The sequence below is a fragment of the Comamonadaceae bacterium OTU4NAUVB1 genome (assembly GCA_024372625.1).
Taxonomy (GTDB): Bacteria; Pseudomonadota; Gammaproteobacteria; order Burkholderiales; family Burkholderiaceae_C; genus Variovorax.
On the sequence record CP099605.1, the window covers coordinates 3,093,298 to 3,109,821 of the forward strand.

Annotated in this window: 14 protein-coding genes and 1 tRNA gene; 8 read left to right on the plus strand and 7 right to left on the minus strand. The window is 70.0% G+C overall.

Annotation, left to right across the window (positions count from 1 at the left end; all coding sequences use genetic code 11):
- Nucleotides 1-25 precede the first annotated feature (25 nt).
- The 4 genes from NF681_17950 to NF681_17965 all read right to left on the minus strand — a co-directional run bounded on the left by NF681_17950 (nt 26) and on the right by NF681_17965 (nt 6,776).
- Complete coding sequence (locus tag NF681_17950) at nt 26-754, minus strand: c-type cytochrome (protein UST54127.1); 729 nt, start codon at nt 752-754, stop codon at nt 26-28.
- 134 nt (nt 755-888) lie between these two features.
- Complete coding sequence (locus NF681_17955) at nt 889-2,298, minus strand: efflux transporter outer membrane subunit (GenBank protein ID UST54128.1); 1,410 nt, start codon at nt 2,296-2,298, stop codon at nt 889-891.
- Between the two features lie 7 nt (nt 2,299-2,305).
- Nucleotides 2,306-5,464 carry an efflux RND transporter permease subunit gene (locus NF681_17960; GenBank protein UST54129.1) on the minus strand — a complete coding sequence of 1,053 codons (3,159 nt, stop codon included), beginning with the start codon at nt 5,462-5,464 and terminating at the stop codon, nt 2,306-2,308.
- A gap of 13 nt (nt 5,465-5,477) precedes the next feature.
- A complete protein-coding gene (locus tag NF681_17965; protein ID UST54130.1) occupies nt 5,478-6,776 on the minus strand; it encodes an efflux RND transporter periplasmic adaptor subunit in 1,299 nt (432 codons plus the stop codon).
- Nucleotides 6,777-6,968: 192 nt separating this feature from the next.
- Between NF681_17965 and NF681_17970 the strand changes: the two genes are divergently transcribed.
- Nucleotides 6,969-7,721 carry a TetR family transcriptional regulator gene (locus NF681_17970; protein ID UST54131.1) on the plus strand — a complete coding sequence of 251 codons (753 nt, stop codon included), beginning with the start codon at nt 6,969-6,971 and terminating at the stop codon, nt 7,719-7,721.
- Between the two features lie 54 nt (nt 7,722-7,775).
- A tRNA-Arg gene (locus NF681_17975) sits at nt 7,776-7,850 on the plus strand.
- 104 nt (nt 7,851-7,954) lie between these two features.
- Here NF681_17975 and NF681_17980 read toward each other — a convergent pair.
- Nucleotides 7,955-8,314, minus strand: a complete 360-nt coding sequence (locus NF681_17980) for an ankyrin repeat domain-containing protein (protein UST54132.1) — start codon at nt 8,312-8,314, stop codon at nt 7,955-7,957.
- A 180-nt stretch (nt 8,315-8,494) separates the two neighbouring features.
- Here NF681_17980 and NF681_17985 point away from each other — a divergent pair, with 180 nt between their 5' ends.
- The 3 genes from NF681_17985 (at nt 8,495) to NF681_17995 (ending at nt 12,673) form a co-directional block, all read left to right on the plus strand.
- Nucleotides 8,495-10,246, plus strand: coding sequence for an amidase family protein (locus NF681_17985; protein UST54133.1), 1,752 nt, complete (start codon nt 8,495-8,497; stop codon nt 10,244-10,246).
- Nucleotides 10,247-10,397: 151 nt separating this feature from the next.
- On the plus strand, nt 10,398-11,927 hold the full coding sequence (locus tag NF681_17990; protein UST54134.1) for a CoA-acylating methylmalonate-semialdehyde dehydrogenase: 1,530 nt from the start codon (nt 10,398-10,400) through the stop codon (nt 11,925-11,927).
- A gap of 14 nt (nt 11,928-11,941) precedes the next feature.
- A complete protein-coding gene (locus NF681_17995; protein UST54135.1) occupies nt 11,942-12,673 on the plus strand; it encodes a glutathione S-transferase in 732 nt (243 codons plus the stop codon).
- Between the two features lie 11 nt (nt 12,674-12,684).
- Here NF681_17995 and rsmI read toward each other — a convergent pair whose 3' ends face one another.
- Nucleotides 12,685-13,617: a 16S rRNA (cytidine(1402)-2'-O)-methyltransferase gene (gene rsmI, locus NF681_18000; GenBank protein UST54136.1), complete on the minus strand. Its 933-nt coding sequence runs from the start codon at nt 13,615-13,617 to the stop codon at nt 12,685-12,687.
- A 54-nt stretch (nt 13,618-13,671) separates the two neighbouring features.
- On the opposite strand from rsmI, the gene NF681_18005 reads away from it, so the two are divergent.
- The 3 genes from NF681_18005 (at nt 13,672) to NF681_18015 (ending at nt 15,514) form a co-directional block, all read left to right on the plus strand.
- Nucleotides 13,672-14,052 carry a YraN family protein gene (locus NF681_18005; protein UST54137.1) on the plus strand — a complete coding sequence of 127 codons (381 nt, stop codon included), beginning with the start codon at nt 13,672-13,674 and terminating at the stop codon, nt 14,050-14,052.
- 107 nt (nt 14,053-14,159) lie between these two features.
- Nucleotides 14,160-14,762 (plus strand): SIS domain-containing protein, encoded by a 603-nt coding sequence (locus NF681_18010; GenBank protein UST54138.1) that lies wholly within the window; start codon nt 14,160-14,162, stop codon nt 14,760-14,762.
- Nucleotides 14,759-15,514, plus strand: a complete 756-nt coding sequence (locus NF681_18015) for a BON domain-containing protein (GenBank protein UST54139.1) — start codon at nt 14,759-14,761, stop codon at nt 15,512-15,514. The genes NF681_18010 and NF681_18015 overlap by 4 nt, the downstream gene beginning before the upstream one ends.
- A 34-nt stretch (nt 15,515-15,548) precedes the next feature.
- On the opposite strand, the gene NF681_18020 is transcribed toward NF681_18015, so the two are convergent.
- A complete protein-coding gene (locus NF681_18020) occupies nt 15,549-16,466 on the minus strand; it encodes an NAD(P)-dependent oxidoreductase (protein UST54140.1) in 918 nt (305 codons plus the stop codon).
- Nucleotides 16,467-16,524 lie beyond the last annotated feature (58 nt).

Genomic DNA, 16,524 nt, shown 5'->3' on the forward strand with positions numbered 1-16,524 from the left:
CTCCCGCGACCTGTGCGCGCCCGGCCTACTTGGCCGGAGCGGCCGCTGCGGCGGGCGTCGCGGCGGTGGTGGGCACCGATGACGTCGATGCCGCCGTCGGCGCCGTGCCGGCCGCCGCGGGAACCGGCGCGGCGGCGCCCGGCATGGCGGAGGCGGCGTCCGAACCCTGCGCGGGCGCCATCGCACCGTCGGCCGCAGCGCCAGCAGCCGGGCGCTCGGGCACCGGGAACTTGGCGCCGCCGGCGTTGGCCAGGTAGACCACCGCACGGCCGATCTCCAGGTCCTCGTAGTCGCCGCCGCCCTGCGGCGGCATCGCGCCCTTGCCCTTGAGCGCGTGCTCCAGCAGCGTCGCGTAGCCCTGGCCGATGCGCGGGCTCCAGGCGGCGGCATCGTTCAGGTGCGGCGCGCCGGGGATGCCCGGGCTGCCGTGGCAGGCGACGCACTGGGTCTTGAAGACGGTCTCGCCGGCCGCAAGGGCGCGGTTCGCATCGCGGATCTCGATGCTGCCCACGCGCTGGAGGCGGTCGGCCAGTTCGCGGTCACGGGCATCCTGCGACACGCCGTACAGCGCCATGTTGTCGCCCGTGGCCGAGCCGGCGGGCTTGTTGCCGGAGGTCACGTAGGCGACCAGGGCGACGATGACGAGGATGGGAACGATGAACGAGATGCCCACCGCGAGCAGGAGCTGCTTGGGGTTCTTGATCGGGCCGGTGTGGGCTTCTTGTGCGGCCTGGTAGTGCGGTTCTGCGCTCATGGCGTCCTCAAATCAAGCGTGGGGGCTGGGATTTTCCGGGACCAGACGCCTGGGCCGGGAAGCACCGTCGAATCGACCGGCGATTATAGGGAGCCCCCCGCCGCCTCCGGTGACGCGGCCGCGGGCCCGGCCTCCTACCGGCCCGTCCAGCCGCCGCCGAGCGCCTGGTAGAGCGTGACCTGGTTCTGCAGTTCGAGCAGCCTCACCTGCACCGCCTGTTGCTGCGCCGTGAACAGCGAGCGCTGCGCGTCGAGCAGATCGAGCGCGCTGGAGATGCCGTTGCGATAGCGCAGGTCCTGCAGCCGGAAGCGCGCCGCCTCGGCGTCGGACTGAGCCCGCTGGGCGCGCACCTGCTCGCCCAGCGTCTCGCGCCCGGCCAGCGCGTTGGCGACGTCGCGGAAGGCCGCCTGGATCGATTTCTCGTACTGCGCCACGGCGATGTCGCGACCGGCGACGGCCGAGTCGAGCGCGGCCCGGTTGGCGCCGGCGTTGAAGATCGGCAGGGCCAGCTGGGGCGCGAAAGTGAACGCGCTGGTGCCGGCCTTGAACAGGCCCGAGAGTTCGTTGCTCACCGAGCCCGCCGTCGCGGTCAGCGAGATGCGCGGGAAGAACGCCGCGCGCGCCGCGCCGATGTTGGCGTTGGCCGCGATCAACTGCTGTTCGGCGGCGCGGATGTCCGGACGCTCGATGAGCAGGTCCGAGGGCAGGCCCACCGGCAGGTCGGGCAGCGCACGGGCGTTGTCCAGGCGCCCCAGCCCCTGGGGCGCGGCCAAGGCCGAGGCCGGCACCGGCGCGCCCAGCAGCAGCGCCAGGGCGTTCTCGTCCTGCAGGCGCGTGCGCCGTTGCTGGGCGTACGACGCGCGGGCGGTCTCGGCGAGCGAGTTCGCGAGCTGGAAGTCGATCTCCGAGGACACGCCGTTCTCCAGGCGCAGCTTGGTCAGGCGGACGGAGTCGTCGCGCGTGGCGAGCGTCTGGCGCGTGATCTCCAGCAGTTCGTCGTCGGCCAGCAGCGTGTACCAGCCGGTGGCGACCGCGCCGATCAGGCTGATCTGCGCGCTGCGCTGGGCTTCCTCGGTGGCGAGGTAGCGCGCCAGGGCGACCTGCTTCAGGCTGTCGAGGCGGCCGAAGAAGTCGAGCTCCCAGGCCGTGATCCCCAGCCCCACCTGGAAGGTGTTGTAGAGCTCGCCGTTGAGCACCGACGGCTGGCGCGTGCCCGCCACGATGCCGTTGACCGCCGGGAACTGGGCCGCGCGGCTGATCCGGAACTGCGCGCGCGCCTGCTCGATGTTGAGCGCCGTGACGCGCAGGTCGCGGTTGTTGGCCAGCGCCGTCGACAACAGGCCCTGCAGCCGCGGGTCGCCGAAGAAGTCCTGCCACGGCACCGTCGCCGCCGCCGGCCCGGCGGGCTGCGCCGGGTCGCCGGGGAAGGTCGTGGGCACGGGCGCGGCGGGGCGTTCGTACGTGGGGATCAGCGAGCAGCCGGCCAGCGCGAGGCTGGCGGCCAGCGCGCCGAACGTGGCGCGAAGGGACGCGAGGGACTTCATCGATGGCTTATTGGTCATTGCTTTGCTCGATTCCGGCCGCCTCGGCATGGCGGCGGTTGACTTCCTGCTGCCGTTTGCTGCCCTTGAAGAGCCCGCGCACGACGACGAAGAACACCGGCACGAAGAACACGGCCAGCACGGTGCCCGTCACCATGCCGCCCAGCACGCCGGTGCCGATGGCGCGCTGGCTGGCCGAGCCCGCGCCCGAGGCGATCACCAGCGGCAGCACGCCCAGGCCGAAGGCCAGCGAGGTCATGACGATCGGGCGGAAGCGCAGGTGCGCCGCCTCCAGCGCCGCCTGGACGACGCCCTTGCCCTGGGCCTGCAGGTCCTTGGCGAACTCGATGATCAGGATCGCGTTCTTCGCCGACAGGCCGATGATGGTGATCAGTCCGACCTGGAAGTACACGTCGTTGGAATAGGAGCGCAGCATCGTCGCGAGCAGCACGCCCAGCACGCCGCAGGGCACGACCAGGATCACCGCCAGCGGGATCGACCAGCTCTCGTAGAGCGCGGCCAGGCACAGGAACACCGCCAGGATGGCGAAGCCGTACAGGATGATGGCCTGCGAGCCGGCGAGCTTTTCTTCGCGCGACTGGCCTGTCCACTCGAAGCCGAAGCCTGCGGGCAGCTGCGAGGCCAGCTTCTCCATCTCCGCCATCGCGGCGCCCGAACTGGAGCCCGGCGCCGCCGAGCCCGAGATGCGCACCGCGCCGTAGCCGTTGTAGCGCACCGTCTGCTGCGCGCCGGAGACCCAGCGCGTCGAGGCGAAGGCCGACAGCGGCACCGGCGTGCCCTGCGAGTTCGTGGCGTTGAGCTTGAGCAGGTCCTGCGGCTGCATGCGCGAGGGCGCATCGGCCTGCACCACCACCCGCTGCAGGCGACCCTGGTTGGGGAAGTCGTTGATGTAGCTCGAACCCAGCGCCGTCGACAGCGTCGTGTTGATGGCGTCGAAGGTCACGCCCAGGGCGCTGGCCTTCTCGCGGTCGATGTCGATGCGCAGCTGCGGCGCGTCCTCCAGGCCTTCGGGTCGCACCTGCGCGAGCAGCGGGCTCTTGGACGCCATGCCCAGGAGCTGGTTGCGCGCGGCGATGAGGGCGTCGTGCCCGGCGCCGGCACGGTCCTGCAGGCGGAAGGTGAAGCCGCTGGCGTTGCCCAGCTCGGGGATCGGCGGCGGGCTCAGCGGATAGATGAAGGCGTCGCGGATGCCCGACAGCGCGCCGAAGGCCCGGCCGGCCAGCCCCGCGGCATCGCTGCCGGCTTCCTTTCGTTCGTCCCAGTCCTTGAGCGTGACGAAGGCGAGGCCCGCGTTCTGGCCCTGGCCGGAGAAGCTGAAGCCCAGCACGCCGACCATGCTCTGCACCTCGGGCTGCTTCAGGATGAAGCCCTCGACCTGCTGCATGACCGACAGCGTGCGCTCCTGCGTGGCGCCCGGAGGCAGCTGCACGTTCACGATGATGTTGCCCTGGTCCTCCTGCGGCAGGAAGGACGTCGGCAGGCCGCGGAACAGCACCACCACCGCGGCGCAGATCGCCACGTAGATGATCAGCCAGCGCGCGGCGCGCTTGAGCATGCGCGAGACGAAGCTCTCGTAGCCCTTGGCCGTGCGCGTGAAGCGGCGGTTGAACCAGCCGAAGAAGCCGCGCTTCTCGTGGTGGCCCTCGTCCACCGGCTTGAGCAGCGTCGCGCACAGCGCCGGCGTGAGCGACAGCGCCAGGAAGGCCGAGAAGGCGATCGACGACACCATCACGGCGGAGAACTGGCGGTAGATGTTGCCGGTCGAGCCGGCGAAGAACGCCAGCGGCACGAACACCGAGATCAGCACCACGGTCACGCCGATGATGGCGCCCGAGATCTGCTTCATCGCCTTGCGCGTGGCCTCCAGCGGCGAGAGCTTCTCCTCGACCATGATGCGCTCGACGTTCTCCACCACGACGATGGCGTCGTCCACCACGATGCCGATCACCAGCACCATGCCGAACATGGTGAGCACGTTGATCGAGAAACCGAGCGCCGAGAGCACGGCGAAGGTGCCCAGCAGCGCGATGGGCACCACGATGGTCGGGATGACCGTGTAGCGCCAGTTCTGCAGGAACACGAACATCACGACGAACACCAGCGCCACAGCCTCGAACAGCGTCTTGACCACCTCGGTGATGGAGATCTTCACGAAGCGCGAGCTGTCGTAGGGGATGTCCCATTTGACGCCCTGCGGGAAGTACTTCGCGAGGTCGGTCATCTTGGCGCGGACGGCCTCTGCCGCCTGCAGCGCATTGCCCGTGGGCGAGAGCTGGACGCCGATGCCCACGGCGGGCTGGCCGTTCAGGCGCGCCGAGGTCGCGTACGACTGGCCGCCGAGCTCGATGCGCGCGACGTCCTTCAGGCGCACGGTGGAGCCGTCGACGTTGGCGCGCAGCACGATGTTGCCGAACTGCTCGACGCTGCTGAGCTGGCCCGTGACCACCACCGTGGCGGCGATGCTCTGGCCCGTGATGTTGGGCAGATCGCCGATGGAGCCGGAGGACACCTGGGCGTTCTGCGCCCGGATGGCCGCGCTCACGTCGGCCGGCGACAGGTTGTAGCCCTGCAGCTTGGTCGGGTCGATCCAGATGCGCATCGCGCTCTCCGTGCCGAACAGCTGGGCCTGGCCGATGCCGGGCACGCGCTGGAGTTCGGGCAGCACGTTGCGCGAGGCGTAGTCGCCCAGCCTGACGGTGCTGATCGACGGGTCGTCCGACGACAGGATCGCGAACAGCAGGAAGTTGTTGCGCGACTTGTCCACGCGCACGCCCTGCTGCGTCACCGCGGCCGGCAGGCGCGGGGTGGCGCGAGACAGCCGGTTCTGCACGTCGACCTGGGCCAGGTCGGGGTTGGTGCCGGTCTCGAAGGTCACCGTGATGGTGCCGGTGCCGTCGGCCTGCGCGACCGATTCGATGTAGATGAGGCCGGGCGAGCCGTTCAGCTCGCGCTCGATCACGGACAGCACGCTGTCCTCCAGCGTCTGGGCCGAGGCGCCCGGGTAGGCGGTGTTGATGACGATGGCGGGCGGCGCCACCGGCGGGTATTGCGCGATGGGCAGCTGCGTGATCGCCAGCCCCCCCATCACGATGATGAACAGCGCGATCACCCACGCGAAGATGGGTCGATCGATGAAGAACTTGGCCATGCGGGGACGCTCCTTACTTGGCGGCCGACGCGGCGGGGGCCGCCGCCGTCGTGGCCGGTGCCGAGGCGGCCGGTGCCGCCGCCGGGGCCGCGGCGGGCGCGGTGCCCGGCTTGGTCCACGGCACGGCCTTCACCGGGCTGCCCGGGGGCATCATCTGCAGCTTCTGGAAGCCGTCGACCATCACCTGCTCGCCGGCCTGCAGGCCCTCGAGCACCACCCACTGGTTGTCCTTGGCGGTGCCGACCTTGACGGTGCGCTTGCTCAGCTTGCCGTCGGCGCCCACCACCGTCACCGTGTCGCCCTGCTGCGTGCGCGTGACCGCCTGCTGCGGCAGCGCGATGGCGTTGTCGACCTGCGCCTGCTCGATGCGCACCCGCACGTACAGGCCCGGGAGCAGTTCGCCCTTGGGATTGGGTACCTCGGCGCGCAGGGTGACCTGGCCGGTGGTCGGGTCGACCGTGAGGTCGGTGAACAGCAGCTTGCCCGGCAGGGCGTATTCGCTGCCGCCTTCGAGCACCACGCGCACGCTGGCCGCGCCGGCGCCGTCGGCGCGCTTGAGCTTGCCTTCGGCCATCGCGCGGCGCAGCGCCAGCGCGTCGTTGGCCGACTGCGTGAAGTTGACGTAGAGCGGATTGATCTGCTGGATGACCGCCAGCTGCGTGACGTCGGCCTGGCCCACCAGCGCGCCTTCGGTCACGAGCGAGCGGCCGATGCGCCCGGAGATCGGCGCGGTCACGGTCGCGTAGCCGAGGTTGATGCGGGAGGTGGCGACCGAGGCGCGGCCCACGGCCACGTCGGCCTCGGCGGCCTTCTGCGCGGCCACCGCGTTGGCGTATTCCTGCTTGCTGACCGCGTTGGCCTCGACCAGCGGCTTGTAGCGCTCCGCGAGGGCCTTGGCCTGGGCGGCGTTGGCTTCGGCGCGCGCCAGGCCGGCCTGGGCGCTCTGCGCGGCGGCCGTGTAGGGCGCGGCATCGATGCGATAGAGCGGCTGTCCGGCCTTGACGTCGCTGCCCTCCTTGAACAGACGCTCCTGCAGGATGCCGGCCGCGCGGGCACGGACCTGGGCGATGCGCGAGGCTTCGAGCCGGCCGGGCAACTCGGTCACGAGGCCGATGTCGCCGGGCGTGGCGACCACCACGCCGACTTCGGGCGGCGGCGGCGCGGCGCCCGCCGGTGCGGCGGCGGCCTTGTCGGGGCCCTTGCCGCAACCCGACAGCACGGCGGCCGCCAGCACGGCGGCGAGAACGGCGCTGCCGGCGACACGGCGGGAAGCCGGCGAGCGGCCACGCGAAGAGACATGCAGTTGCGGCATGTGATTCCTTAGAAAACGACGAACTCGGAGGCCGAACCTGCGACACGGGGCACCGCCGGGGCGGCACGGTCGCAAAGGCCATTGCGAAGGCGGCTAGTTTACATACATTCGCGAATGTATAGGGGTATATTCGGATTCTCACGAAACCTGTATGGCCGCAGACACCGGCGACGACCCAAGGAGACAAGCACAGTGGCCCGTTCCACGAAACAGGAAGCGCTCGCGACGCGCAACCGGCTGCTCGACGCCGCCGAGGTGCTGTTCCAGGCGCAGGGTGTCTCGCAGACCTCGCTGCAGCAGATCGCCCAGCAGGCCGGCGCGACGCGCGGCGCCATCTACTGGCACTTCAAGGACAAGGCCGACCTCTTCAACGCCATGATGGAGCGCGTCAAGCTCCCGCTGGAAGCCGCCGGCCAGGCCGCCGGCGCCACCCCCGGCGACCCGCTCGGCGAAATCGTGCACCGGCTGGTGGCGGCGCTGAACCTCATGACCTCCGACGCGCAGGTCCGCCGCGTGCTGGAGGTGGCGACCCACCAAGTGGAATACACGTCGGAGATGGCGACGGTGCGACAGCGCCACCTGAGCGTGCGCAACGAGTGCATCCACGATTTCCAGAAGGCGTTCCGGCTCGCCGCGCGGCGCCAGCATCTGCGCCTGCCGGTACCCGCGAGCGTGGCGGCGCAGGGCATGCACGCGCTCATCACCGGCGTGATCCAGAACTGGCTGCTCGACCCGACGGCGTTCGATCTGGTGCACACCGGACGGCAAGCCTTCGGGGTGTATGTGGCGGGGCTGGGGTTCAAGGTGGACGACATGGCACAGGCAGCACCGCCAGCAATCGACATGCCCACGACCGGGAGTGCGACCGGAGGTGCGACCGGAATCACCAGCGCCCCGACGGACGGCGCGTCGGTCGCCACGGCCATCGCGGCGGTGGTGTCCTGACGGCCGCCGAATCGGTCATAATCGCGGGCTGCCGGCCTTGTCGGCACACCCTCCCTCGCTGTATTTCAACGGATAGAATTCGGCCCTCCGAAGGCTGAGATCCAGGTTCGATTCCTGGCGGCGGGACCAGTTGGCCATCTCAAGGCTGCTCACTTCGCATCAAGACCCGCACGTTTTCCAAGCGTGGCGGGTTTTTTATTGCGCCTTAGAAAGTCTTTCGCCCTGTCGCTGCGTCACGATGCTTCCCGCATCAAGGCGATCAAATCGACGTGCTGGTGCTCGGTTGCGAAATCGAGTGCGGTCTTGCCATCGGCATCTTTGAGGTTCTTTGTCGCGCCACCAGCGAGCAGGCGACGCACTGTTTCGTAATGGCCGGCACTGGCCGCAAGCATCAGCGCGGTGCGTCCACGGGCATCGCGAGCATCCGGATTCGCACCTCGGGCCAAGAAGGCCGAGACAGCGTCAGCTTGGCCGGCGCTTGCAGCCTGCGACATGGATGCGACATTCCCACCTTGGGCGTGTGCCACTGGCACTAGCAATGAGGCTGATACGCAGACCAAGGTCAGGGTGGAGCGAAGAAGAAAGTTTTTCATGGAATGTCCTTGGTGGACTTCAAACGAAAACGGACAACATCGGCAAAACGATTCGATGTGGAATTGATGGCTGTGCGATGCAGCAAAACGCGTACCAAGACAGGCTTGTCGCGGCAATCGAGTTCGGGCACGAGACTTGCGCATCTGTAAGCCTTACTCAGCTCTTGAACACATCCTTCCATGTCGGCTCGCTCTTCAATAGTGTCATCCCGTCGCCGCGTGCTGCGGTTCTCATCATCGCTTATCGCCTGCGCCGTACTGGTCGCGTGTGGCGGGGGAGGCAATGACAGCGGAAGTGGTGGAGGCATCTTTTTGCAGCCCAACCGTAAACCGTTCCCACTGGTCGAGGCCACGGTGAGTGATTTCCACGAGGCCATGCGCAAGGGTGAAGTGTCATGCCGCGACGTGGTCCAGGGCTATCTCCAGCGCATCGCTGCGTACGACGCCGATCCCGGCGCCGCCTACCCCGCCAGTCCCGCTCTGCGCAGCGTCATAACCGTCAATGCCGCAGCCTCGCTCGCAAAGGCCGACGAACTCGATCGCCAGTTCTTTTCCACAGGCACGCTGGTCGGTCCGATGCATTGCGTGACCGTACTAGCCAAAGACAATTACGACACCGCAGACATGAAGACCACTGCCGGCTCGGTGGTGCTTCGCAATAATCAGCCGCCCGACGACGCCTACACGGTGAGACGAATCCGCGAAGCGGGAGGCATCATCATTGGCAAGGCCAATCTCGACGAGTTCGCATTTGGCTTTACGGGCAGTTCGTCGGTCGGCGGCAAGACCCGCAACGCCTATGTGCCCGACAACAGCGCGGGCGGTTCATCGTCGGGCACCGGTACGTCAATCGCTGCCAGCTTGGCAATGGTCGGTTTGGGCACAGACACCGGCGGTTCGGTGCGCGTGCCGGCCGCTGTTGAGGGGTTATATGGCCTACGACCAACGCTGCGGCTGGTCAGCCAAGACGGCATCGTGCCGCTCGCACATGGTCAAGATACTGGCGGCCCACTGTGCCGCTCGCTGCCGGACTGTGCTCTGACCCTGTACGCGATGGTCGGTTTCGATGCTGCCGGTACCAGCGGCCAGCGCACGGCCAAGGCATGGGATGCGCCTCTCGTGGCGAGTGCCACGGCTTATGACGCGATGACCTCACGCCCCGCGAGCTACACAACGGCACTGACCATCGATGGTTTGAAGGGCGCACGCATTGGGGTAGTGCGCGCCATGTTTCCGGCTGCCACCCCGGCCAACCAGCTATTCCTTGACACGCTCGACACCGCGCTCGTCCGCATGCGCGCCGCCGGCGCCACGGTCGAGGACGTGACAATTCCCGATCGTGCAGCCATCCTCACCAGCTATGCGAGCCTGTCGAGTTACGAGTTTCGAGACGACCTGACGACCTATCTCAGCAGTTGGAGTTCGTCGGCTGACGGCCATCCGCGCACCACCGAAGAGGTAGGCGCGCTAATGGCCTCACTCGAGCCCACTCGCTCGGCCAATTTCAATGTCTACATCGCCACAGGCACCAATAGACTGACAAATCCGATCTATCAAAACAACCTCAAGCCACGTGACGAATTCGTGATTCCACGTGTTCAGGCAGCATTGGACAACCGGAATTTCGTAACTGGGGTATCTCAGGGCGCAGCCTACGACGTGCTGGTGTACCCGGTGCTACAGGGATTCAACAGCACCAGCGTGAACGCTGGCAGCAACAACCGGCTGAGTGCATTCACTGGCTTTCCGGCACTGGCTTTCCCAGCCGGCTTTGTGAAAGCCAGCAGTACATCGCCGTCGGTAGAACCAGTCACTCTGGAGATGATTGGCCGCGCTTTCGCGGAGCCCACGCTGCTGCGATTGGGCTTTGGCTGGCAGTCCGTCACTGCAGCGCGGGTGCCGAGCCCACTGGCACCGGAACTGGCGCGCTAGCGAGCCGGGCGCGCGCAGGCAAAGACGTCGAGATCGACCGCCGGGGTTTCGCGGTTGGCAGCAACCCCGTGTCTGCCTAGACTCGTTCGTTCGTCGCTGGCTTACCAGCCTGCCTGCCCATTCATTTAGCTCACGCCTCCGTCCGCACGCCATGACTGCCACCCCCGCCTCCATTCCCCACTTCATCGCCGGCCGCCGCGCCGACGGCGCCTCCACCCGCACGCAGGACGTCACCAACCCCGCCACCGGCGCGGTCACGGGCCGGGTGCATCTGGCGGAAGCGTCCGATGTCGAGGCCGCCGTGGCCGCCGCCAAGGCCGCCTTTCCGGCCTGGGCCGACACCCCGCCGATCCGCCGCGCGCGGGTGATGTTCAAGTTCCTGGAGCTGCTCAACCGCCACAAGGACGAGCTCGCCCACCTCATCACCGCCGAACACGGCAAGGTCTTCACCGACGCCCAGGGCGAGGTCAGCCGTGGCATCGACATCGTGGAGTTCGCCTGCGGCATCCCGCAGCTGCTCAAGGGCGACTTCACCGACCAGGTCTCCACCGGCATCGACAACTGGACGCTGCGCCAGCCCCTGGGCGTGGTCGCGGGCATCACGCCGTTCAACTTCCCCGTCATGGTGCCGATGTGGATGTTCCCGGTGGCCATCGCCGCGGGCAACGCCTTCATCCTCAAGCCCAGCCCGACCGACCCGAGCCCGTCGCTGCGCATGGCCGAGCTGCTCAAGGAGGCCGGCCTGCCCGACGGCATCTTCAACGTCGTGCAGGGCGACAAGGCGGCGGTGGACGCGCTGCTGGAGCACCCCGACGTCAAGGCGATCAGCTTCGTGGGCTCCACCCCCATCGCCAACTACATCTACGAGACGGGCGCGCGCCACGGCAAGCGCGTGCAGGCCCTGGGCGGTGCCAAGAACCACATGGTGGTCATGCCCGACGCGGACATCGACCAGGCGGTGGACGCGCTCATCGGCGCGGGCTACGGCTCGGCCGGCGAGCGCTGCATGGCGATCTCGGTGGCGGTGCTGGTGGGCGAGGCGGCCGAGCGCGTGATCCCGAAGCTGGTCGAGCGCGCCAGGACGCTCAAGGTGCTCGACGGGGAGAACCTCGCCGCCGAGATGGGCCCGATCGTCACGCGCGCCGCGCACGAGCGCATCACCGGCTACATCGCCCTGGGCGAGCAGGAGGGCGCGCAGCTGCTGGTCGACGGCCGGGGCTTCGACGCGGCGACGGCGGGCGCGGACAACGGCGCCGACACGGCCGGCGGCTTCTGGATGGGCGGCACCTTGTTCGACCACGTCACGCCGGAGATGCGCATCTACAAGGAAGAGATCTTCGGCCCGGTGCTCGGCTGCGTGCGGGTACCCGACCTGGCCGCGGCGGTGGACCTGATCAACGCGCACGAGTTCGGCAACGGCGTCTCGTGCTTCACGCGCGACGGCCACGTGGCGCGCGAGTTCGGCCGGCGCATCGAGGTCGGCATGGTGGGCATCAACGTGCCGATTCCGGTGCCCATGGCCTGGCACGGCTTCGGCGGCTGGAAGCGCTCGCTGTTCGGCGACATGCACGCCTACGGCGAGGAAGGCGTGCGCTTCTACACCAAGCAGAAGTCGATCATGCAGCGCTGGCCGGAGAGCACGCCCAAGGGCGCCGAGTTCGTGATGCCGACGGCCAAGTAGCGCCCGGAGGCGGCATGGCGACCTACCGGCTCCACTACTGGCCCACGATCCAGGGGCGCGGCGAATTCGTCCGCCTCGCGCTGGAGGCGGCCGGCGCCGACTACGTCGACGTCGCGCGCGAACCGCCCGCGCACGGCGGCGGCGAGGCGGCGCTCGTGCGCGACCTGAAGGACGCGCGCCACCCGCGCCCGCCCTTCGCCCCGCCGTTCCTGGTCGACGGCGACCTCGTCGTCGGCCAGACGGCGGCGATCCTGCTGCACCTCGGTGCGCGCCTGGACCTGGCCGGCCATGGCGAGGCCGACGCGCTGTGGACGCACCAGCTCCAGCTCACCATCGCCGACGCGGTGGCCGAGGCGCACGACACGCACCACCCGGTCTCCGTGGGCCTCGCCTACGAGGACCAGCGCGAGCCGGCCCTGGAACGCGCCCGGGCGTTCCGCGACGAGCGCATCCCGAAGTTCCTCGGCTGGTTCGAGGACGTGCTGCGGCGCAACCCGGCCGGCGACGCGCACCTGGTGGGCGACGCCCTCACCTACGCCGACCTGTCGCTGTTCCAGCTGGTCGCCGGCCTGCGCCATGCCTTCCCGAAGGCCACGGCCCGCGCCCTGGCCGACACGCCGGCGGTGGTCCGGCTGCACGCCGGCGTCGCGCGCCGCCCGCGCATCCACGACTACCTCCACGGTCCCCGCCGCATCGCCTTCAACGAGGAAGGCATCTTCCGCCACTACCCCGAGCTCGACAGCTGAGGACGCCGCCCTCAGGCGTTGCGGATGGCGAGGGCGGCGTCGTAGAGCGCGTTGCGCGAGGCACCGGTGATCTCGGCCGCCAGGCGCACGGCGCCCTTCACGGGCAGCCCCTCGGCCAGCAGCAGGCGCAGCACGCGGTCGGACTCGGCGTCGTCGTCGGCCCGCGCGGCGACCGGGTGCAACGCCAGGGCGAACTCCCCGCGCGTGCGGTCGCGCCCGGCGGCGAACCATTCGGGCAGCGCGCGGGCCTCGACGGTGGCGATCTCCTCGAACTGCTTGGTCAGTTCGCGCCCGACGGTCACGCGGCGCCCGCCCAGCACCGCCAGCGCGCGCGCCAGGGCCTCGATGCGGTGCGGGGCCTCCAGCAGCACCACGCTGCGGGGCTCGACCGCCAGGGCCTGCACGGCGGCATCGCGCTCGCCCGCCTTGCTCGGCAGGAAACCGGCGAAGACGAAGGCGCTGCCCTCGTCGCCCGGCGCCGCCACCAGCCCGGCCGCGCCCAGCAGCGTGGTGACGCTGCTCGCGCCGGGCAGTGGCAGCACGCGATGGCCGGCCTCGCGCACCGCCGCCACCAGCCGCGCGCCGGGGTCGCTGACGCCGGGCGTGCCGGCGTCGCTCACGTAGGCCACGCGCTGGCCCTGCGCCAGCCGCGCGACCACCGCCTGCGCCGCCTCGGCCTCGTTGTGCTGGTGCACCGCCATCAGCTGCGCGCCGGGACGATCGATGCCGTAGGCGCGCAGCAGGCCCTGCGTGTGGCGCGTGTCCTCGCAGGCGACGACATCGGCCAGCTGCAGCACGTGCAGCGCGCGCAGGGTGATGTCGGCCAGGTTGCCGATGGGCGTGGCCACGACATAGAGGGTGGCCTGCGGATAATGCTGCGCGCCCGCGGCATCGCGCGCGGCCGCCAGGGCGGCGCCGAAGGCCGGGGCGAGGGTGTTGGACAAGCGGGTTCTCCGGTGCGACGGACGCACAGACCAAAAGACGGGACGGACGAGGCGATGGCGACGATCACGACGACCAAGCAGCGCGGCGACGCGGCCGAGGACCTGGCGCTGGCGCACCTGGAGGCGGCGGGCCTGCGGCTGGTGACGCGCAATTATCGGACGCCCGGTCGCGGCGGCGGCGAGATCGACCTGATCGTGGAGGACCCGCGCGATCCGCGCGATCCCACGCTGGTCTTCGTCGAGGTGCGCCAGCGCGCCGGCGCCACGCACGGCGGCGCGGGCGGCAGCATCACCCACGGCAAGCAGCGCCGCGTCGTCTTCGCCGCCCGCCACTACCTGTCGGGCCTGCGCACGCTGCCGCCGTGCCGCTTCGACGTCGTGCTGATCGAGGCCGGCACCGTCGAGTGGCTGCAGGGCGCCTTCGACGCCGGTTGACAACAGGCTCGAGCCCGCTTCGACGCCGGTCGGGGCCGGCCGGACGGGACGCCGAAGCCCCTGGGGCGCGACCACCCTGGAAGGCGGGGCCGTATCATCGCCAGCCCATGCTCGAGCAACGAATCCAGCAGCACTTCATCGACAGTGCCGATCTCAAGTACCAGGCCGGCCCGGCGCTCGGCAAACCGATCTCCCAGGCCATGCAGGCGCTGCTGGCCTGCGTGACCAGCGGCGGCAAGATCCTGGCGTGCGGGGCCGGCGTGTCCGGCCTGCTGGCGCAGCAGTTCGCGGCGCAGTTCGTCGGCCGCTTCGAGCGCGAGCGCCCCGGCCTGGCCGCGCTGGCGCTGGCGGGCGGCGATGCCAGCGACCCGGCCGCCGACACGCCCGAGGCCACCGATGCCGGCCACTTCGCGCGCCAGGTCCATGCCCTGGGCCAGGCCGGCGACGTGCTGCTGGCCCTGAGCGCGAGCGGCCAGTCGGCGGGCGTGCTCGCCGCCATCGAGGCCGCCCATGCACGCGACATGACGGTCGTGGCGCTGCTCGGCGCGAGCGGCGGGGCCGCCGGACGCGCGCTGCGCGAGACCGACGTCCAGATCCGCGTGCCGCACGAGCGCGCCGCCCGCATCCATGAAGTCCACCTCGTCGCGCTGCACTGCCTGTGCGACGGCGTGGACGCCCAGCTACTCGGAGAACAGGAAGCCTTCACATGACGATCCGCACCATTTCCCCCACGTCCCTGCGCCGCTTCGCGCTGACGCTCCTCGCGGGCGCCGCGCTGGCGGGCTCGCTCACGGCCTGCGTGCCTCTGGTGGTCGGCGGCGCGGCCGCGGGCGCCGGCCTGGTCGCGACCGACCGGCGCACCTCGGGCGCGCAGCTCGACGACCAGGGCATCGAGCTGCGCGGCGCCGCCCGCATCCGCGACATCGCCAACGACCAGATGTACGTGAGCATCACCAGCTACAACCGCCAGGTGCTGCTGACCGGCACGGTGGGCGCGGAGGCCGACCGCCGGCGCGTGGAGGAGATCGCGCGCGGCCTGGACAACGTGCGCAACGTGGTCAACGAGGTCGCCGTCGGGTCGGCCAGCGGCTTCCAGCAGCGCTCCAACGACACGTTCATCACCGGCAAGGTCAAGGCCTCGCTGCTGGACGCCAAGGACATCTTCGCCACCTCGTTCAAGGTGGTGACCGAGCGCAACGTGGTCTACCTGATGGGCCTGGCGACGCGCCGCGAGACCGATCGCGCCACCGACATCACGCGCGGCGTGGCCGGCGTCGAGAAGGTGGTGCGCGTGGTGGAGATCCTCAGCGAGGCCGAGCTCGCGAGCCAGACCCGCCAGGGCGGCACCGGGCCCTCGCCCAACACCGTCAACAGCGTGGCGCCCGCGGCCCGCTCCAGCGTGCCCCTGCCGCCGATGGAGCCGCTGCCCGCCGGTGGCGCCACCGTCACCCCGGTGCGCTGAGGCACCGAGGCGCGGCGGACCCGGCGGGCGTCCCTCAGCCCAGCCGGGTGATCAGACTGGAGGTGTCCCAGCGGGCGCCGCCGGCCTGCTGCACGTCGGCGTAGAACTGGTCGACCAGCGCCGTCACCGGCAGCCGCGCGCCGTTGCGCTTGGCCTCGTCGAGCACCAGCCCCAGGTCCTTGCGCATCCAGTCGACCGCGAAGCCGAAGTCGAACTTGCCCTCGACCATCGTCTTGCCGCGGTTCTCCATCTGCCAGCTCTGCGCGGCGCCCTTGGAGATCACGCCCAGCACGGCGTTCATGTCCAGGCCGGCGCGCTGGCCGAAGGCGACCGCCTCGCTCAGCCCCTGCACCAGCCCGGCGATGCAGATCTGGTTGACCATCTTGGCGAGCTGGCCCGAGCCGCTCTCGCCCAGCAGGGTGATGGCGCGCGAGAACGCGGCGGCCACTGGACGGATCGCTTCGAAGGTGGCCGCGTCGCCGCCGCACATCACCGTCAGGGCGCCGTTCTGCGCGCCGGCCTGGCCGCCGGAGACCGGGGCGTCGATGAACTGGAAGCCGCGCTCCAGCGCCAGCGCCGACAGTTCGCGCGCCACGTCGGCCGACGCGGTCGTGTGGTCGACGAACACCGCGCCCGGGGCCATGCCGGCGAAGGCGCCGTCGTCGCCCAGCACCACGGAGCGCAGGTCGTCGTCGTTGCCGACGCAGCAGAACACGATCTCGGCGCCGGCGGCGGCCTCGCGCGGGGTCGCGGCATGGGCCGGCGTGCCGCCGCCGTCGGCGAACTCGGCCGTCCAGGCGGCCGACTTGGCCGGCGAGCGGTTGTAGACCGTGACGTGGTGGCCGGCCTTCGCCAGGTGGCCGGCCATGGGATAGCCCATCACGCCGAGGCCGAGGAAGGCCACCTTGCGGGAGGGAACGGGGTCGTAGGTGCGGGGGTTGATGCTGCTCATGGCGGGCAGCTTAAACGACACGTCCGGCGTGCCGTGTGACGATCTGCTGCAGCCCGCC

Coding starts and splice junctions, on each gene's coding strand:
- NF681_18010 (UST54138.1), top strand. CDS start 14,160: ATGCTCGAGCAACGAATCCAGCAGCACTTCATCGACAGTGCCGATCTC.
- NF681_18015 (UST54139.1), top strand. CDS start 14,759: ATGACGATCCGCACCATTTCCCCCACGTCCCTGCGCCGCTTCGCGCTG.
- NF681_17960 (UST54129.1), bottom strand. CDS start 5,464: ATGGCCAAGTTCTTCATCGATCGACCCATCTTCGCGTGGGTGATCGCG.
- NF681_17995 (UST54135.1), top strand. CDS start 11,942: ATGGCGACCTACCGGCTCCACTACTGGCCCACGATCCAGGGGCGCGGC.
- NF681_17980 (UST54132.1), bottom strand. CDS start 8,314: ATGAAAAACTTTCTTCTTCGCTCCACCCTGACCTTGGTCTGCGTATCA.
- NF681_17985 (UST54133.1), top strand. CDS start 8,495: ATGTCGGCTCGCTCTTCAATAGTGTCATCCCGTCGCCGCGTGCTGCGG.
- NF681_18005 (UST54137.1), top strand. CDS start 13,672: ATGGCGACGATCACGACGACCAAGCAGCGCGGCGACGCGGCCGAGGAC.
- NF681_17950 (UST54127.1), bottom strand. CDS start 754: ATGAGCGCAGAACCGCACTACCAGGCCGCACAAGAAGCCCACACCGGC.
- NF681_17965 (UST54130.1), bottom strand. CDS start 6,776: ATGCCGCAACTGCATGTCTCTTCGCGTGGCCGCTCGCCGGCTTCCCGC.
- NF681_17990 (UST54134.1), top strand. CDS start 10,398: ATGACTGCCACCCCCGCCTCCATTCCCCACTTCATCGCCGGCCGCCGC.
- NF681_18020 (UST54140.1), bottom strand. CDS start 16,466: ATGAGCAGCATCAACCCCCGCACCTACGACCCCGTTCCCTCCCGCAAG.
- NF681_17955 (UST54128.1), bottom strand. CDS start 2,298: ATGAAGTCCCTCGCGTCCCTTCGCGCCACGTTCGGCGCGCTGGCCGCC.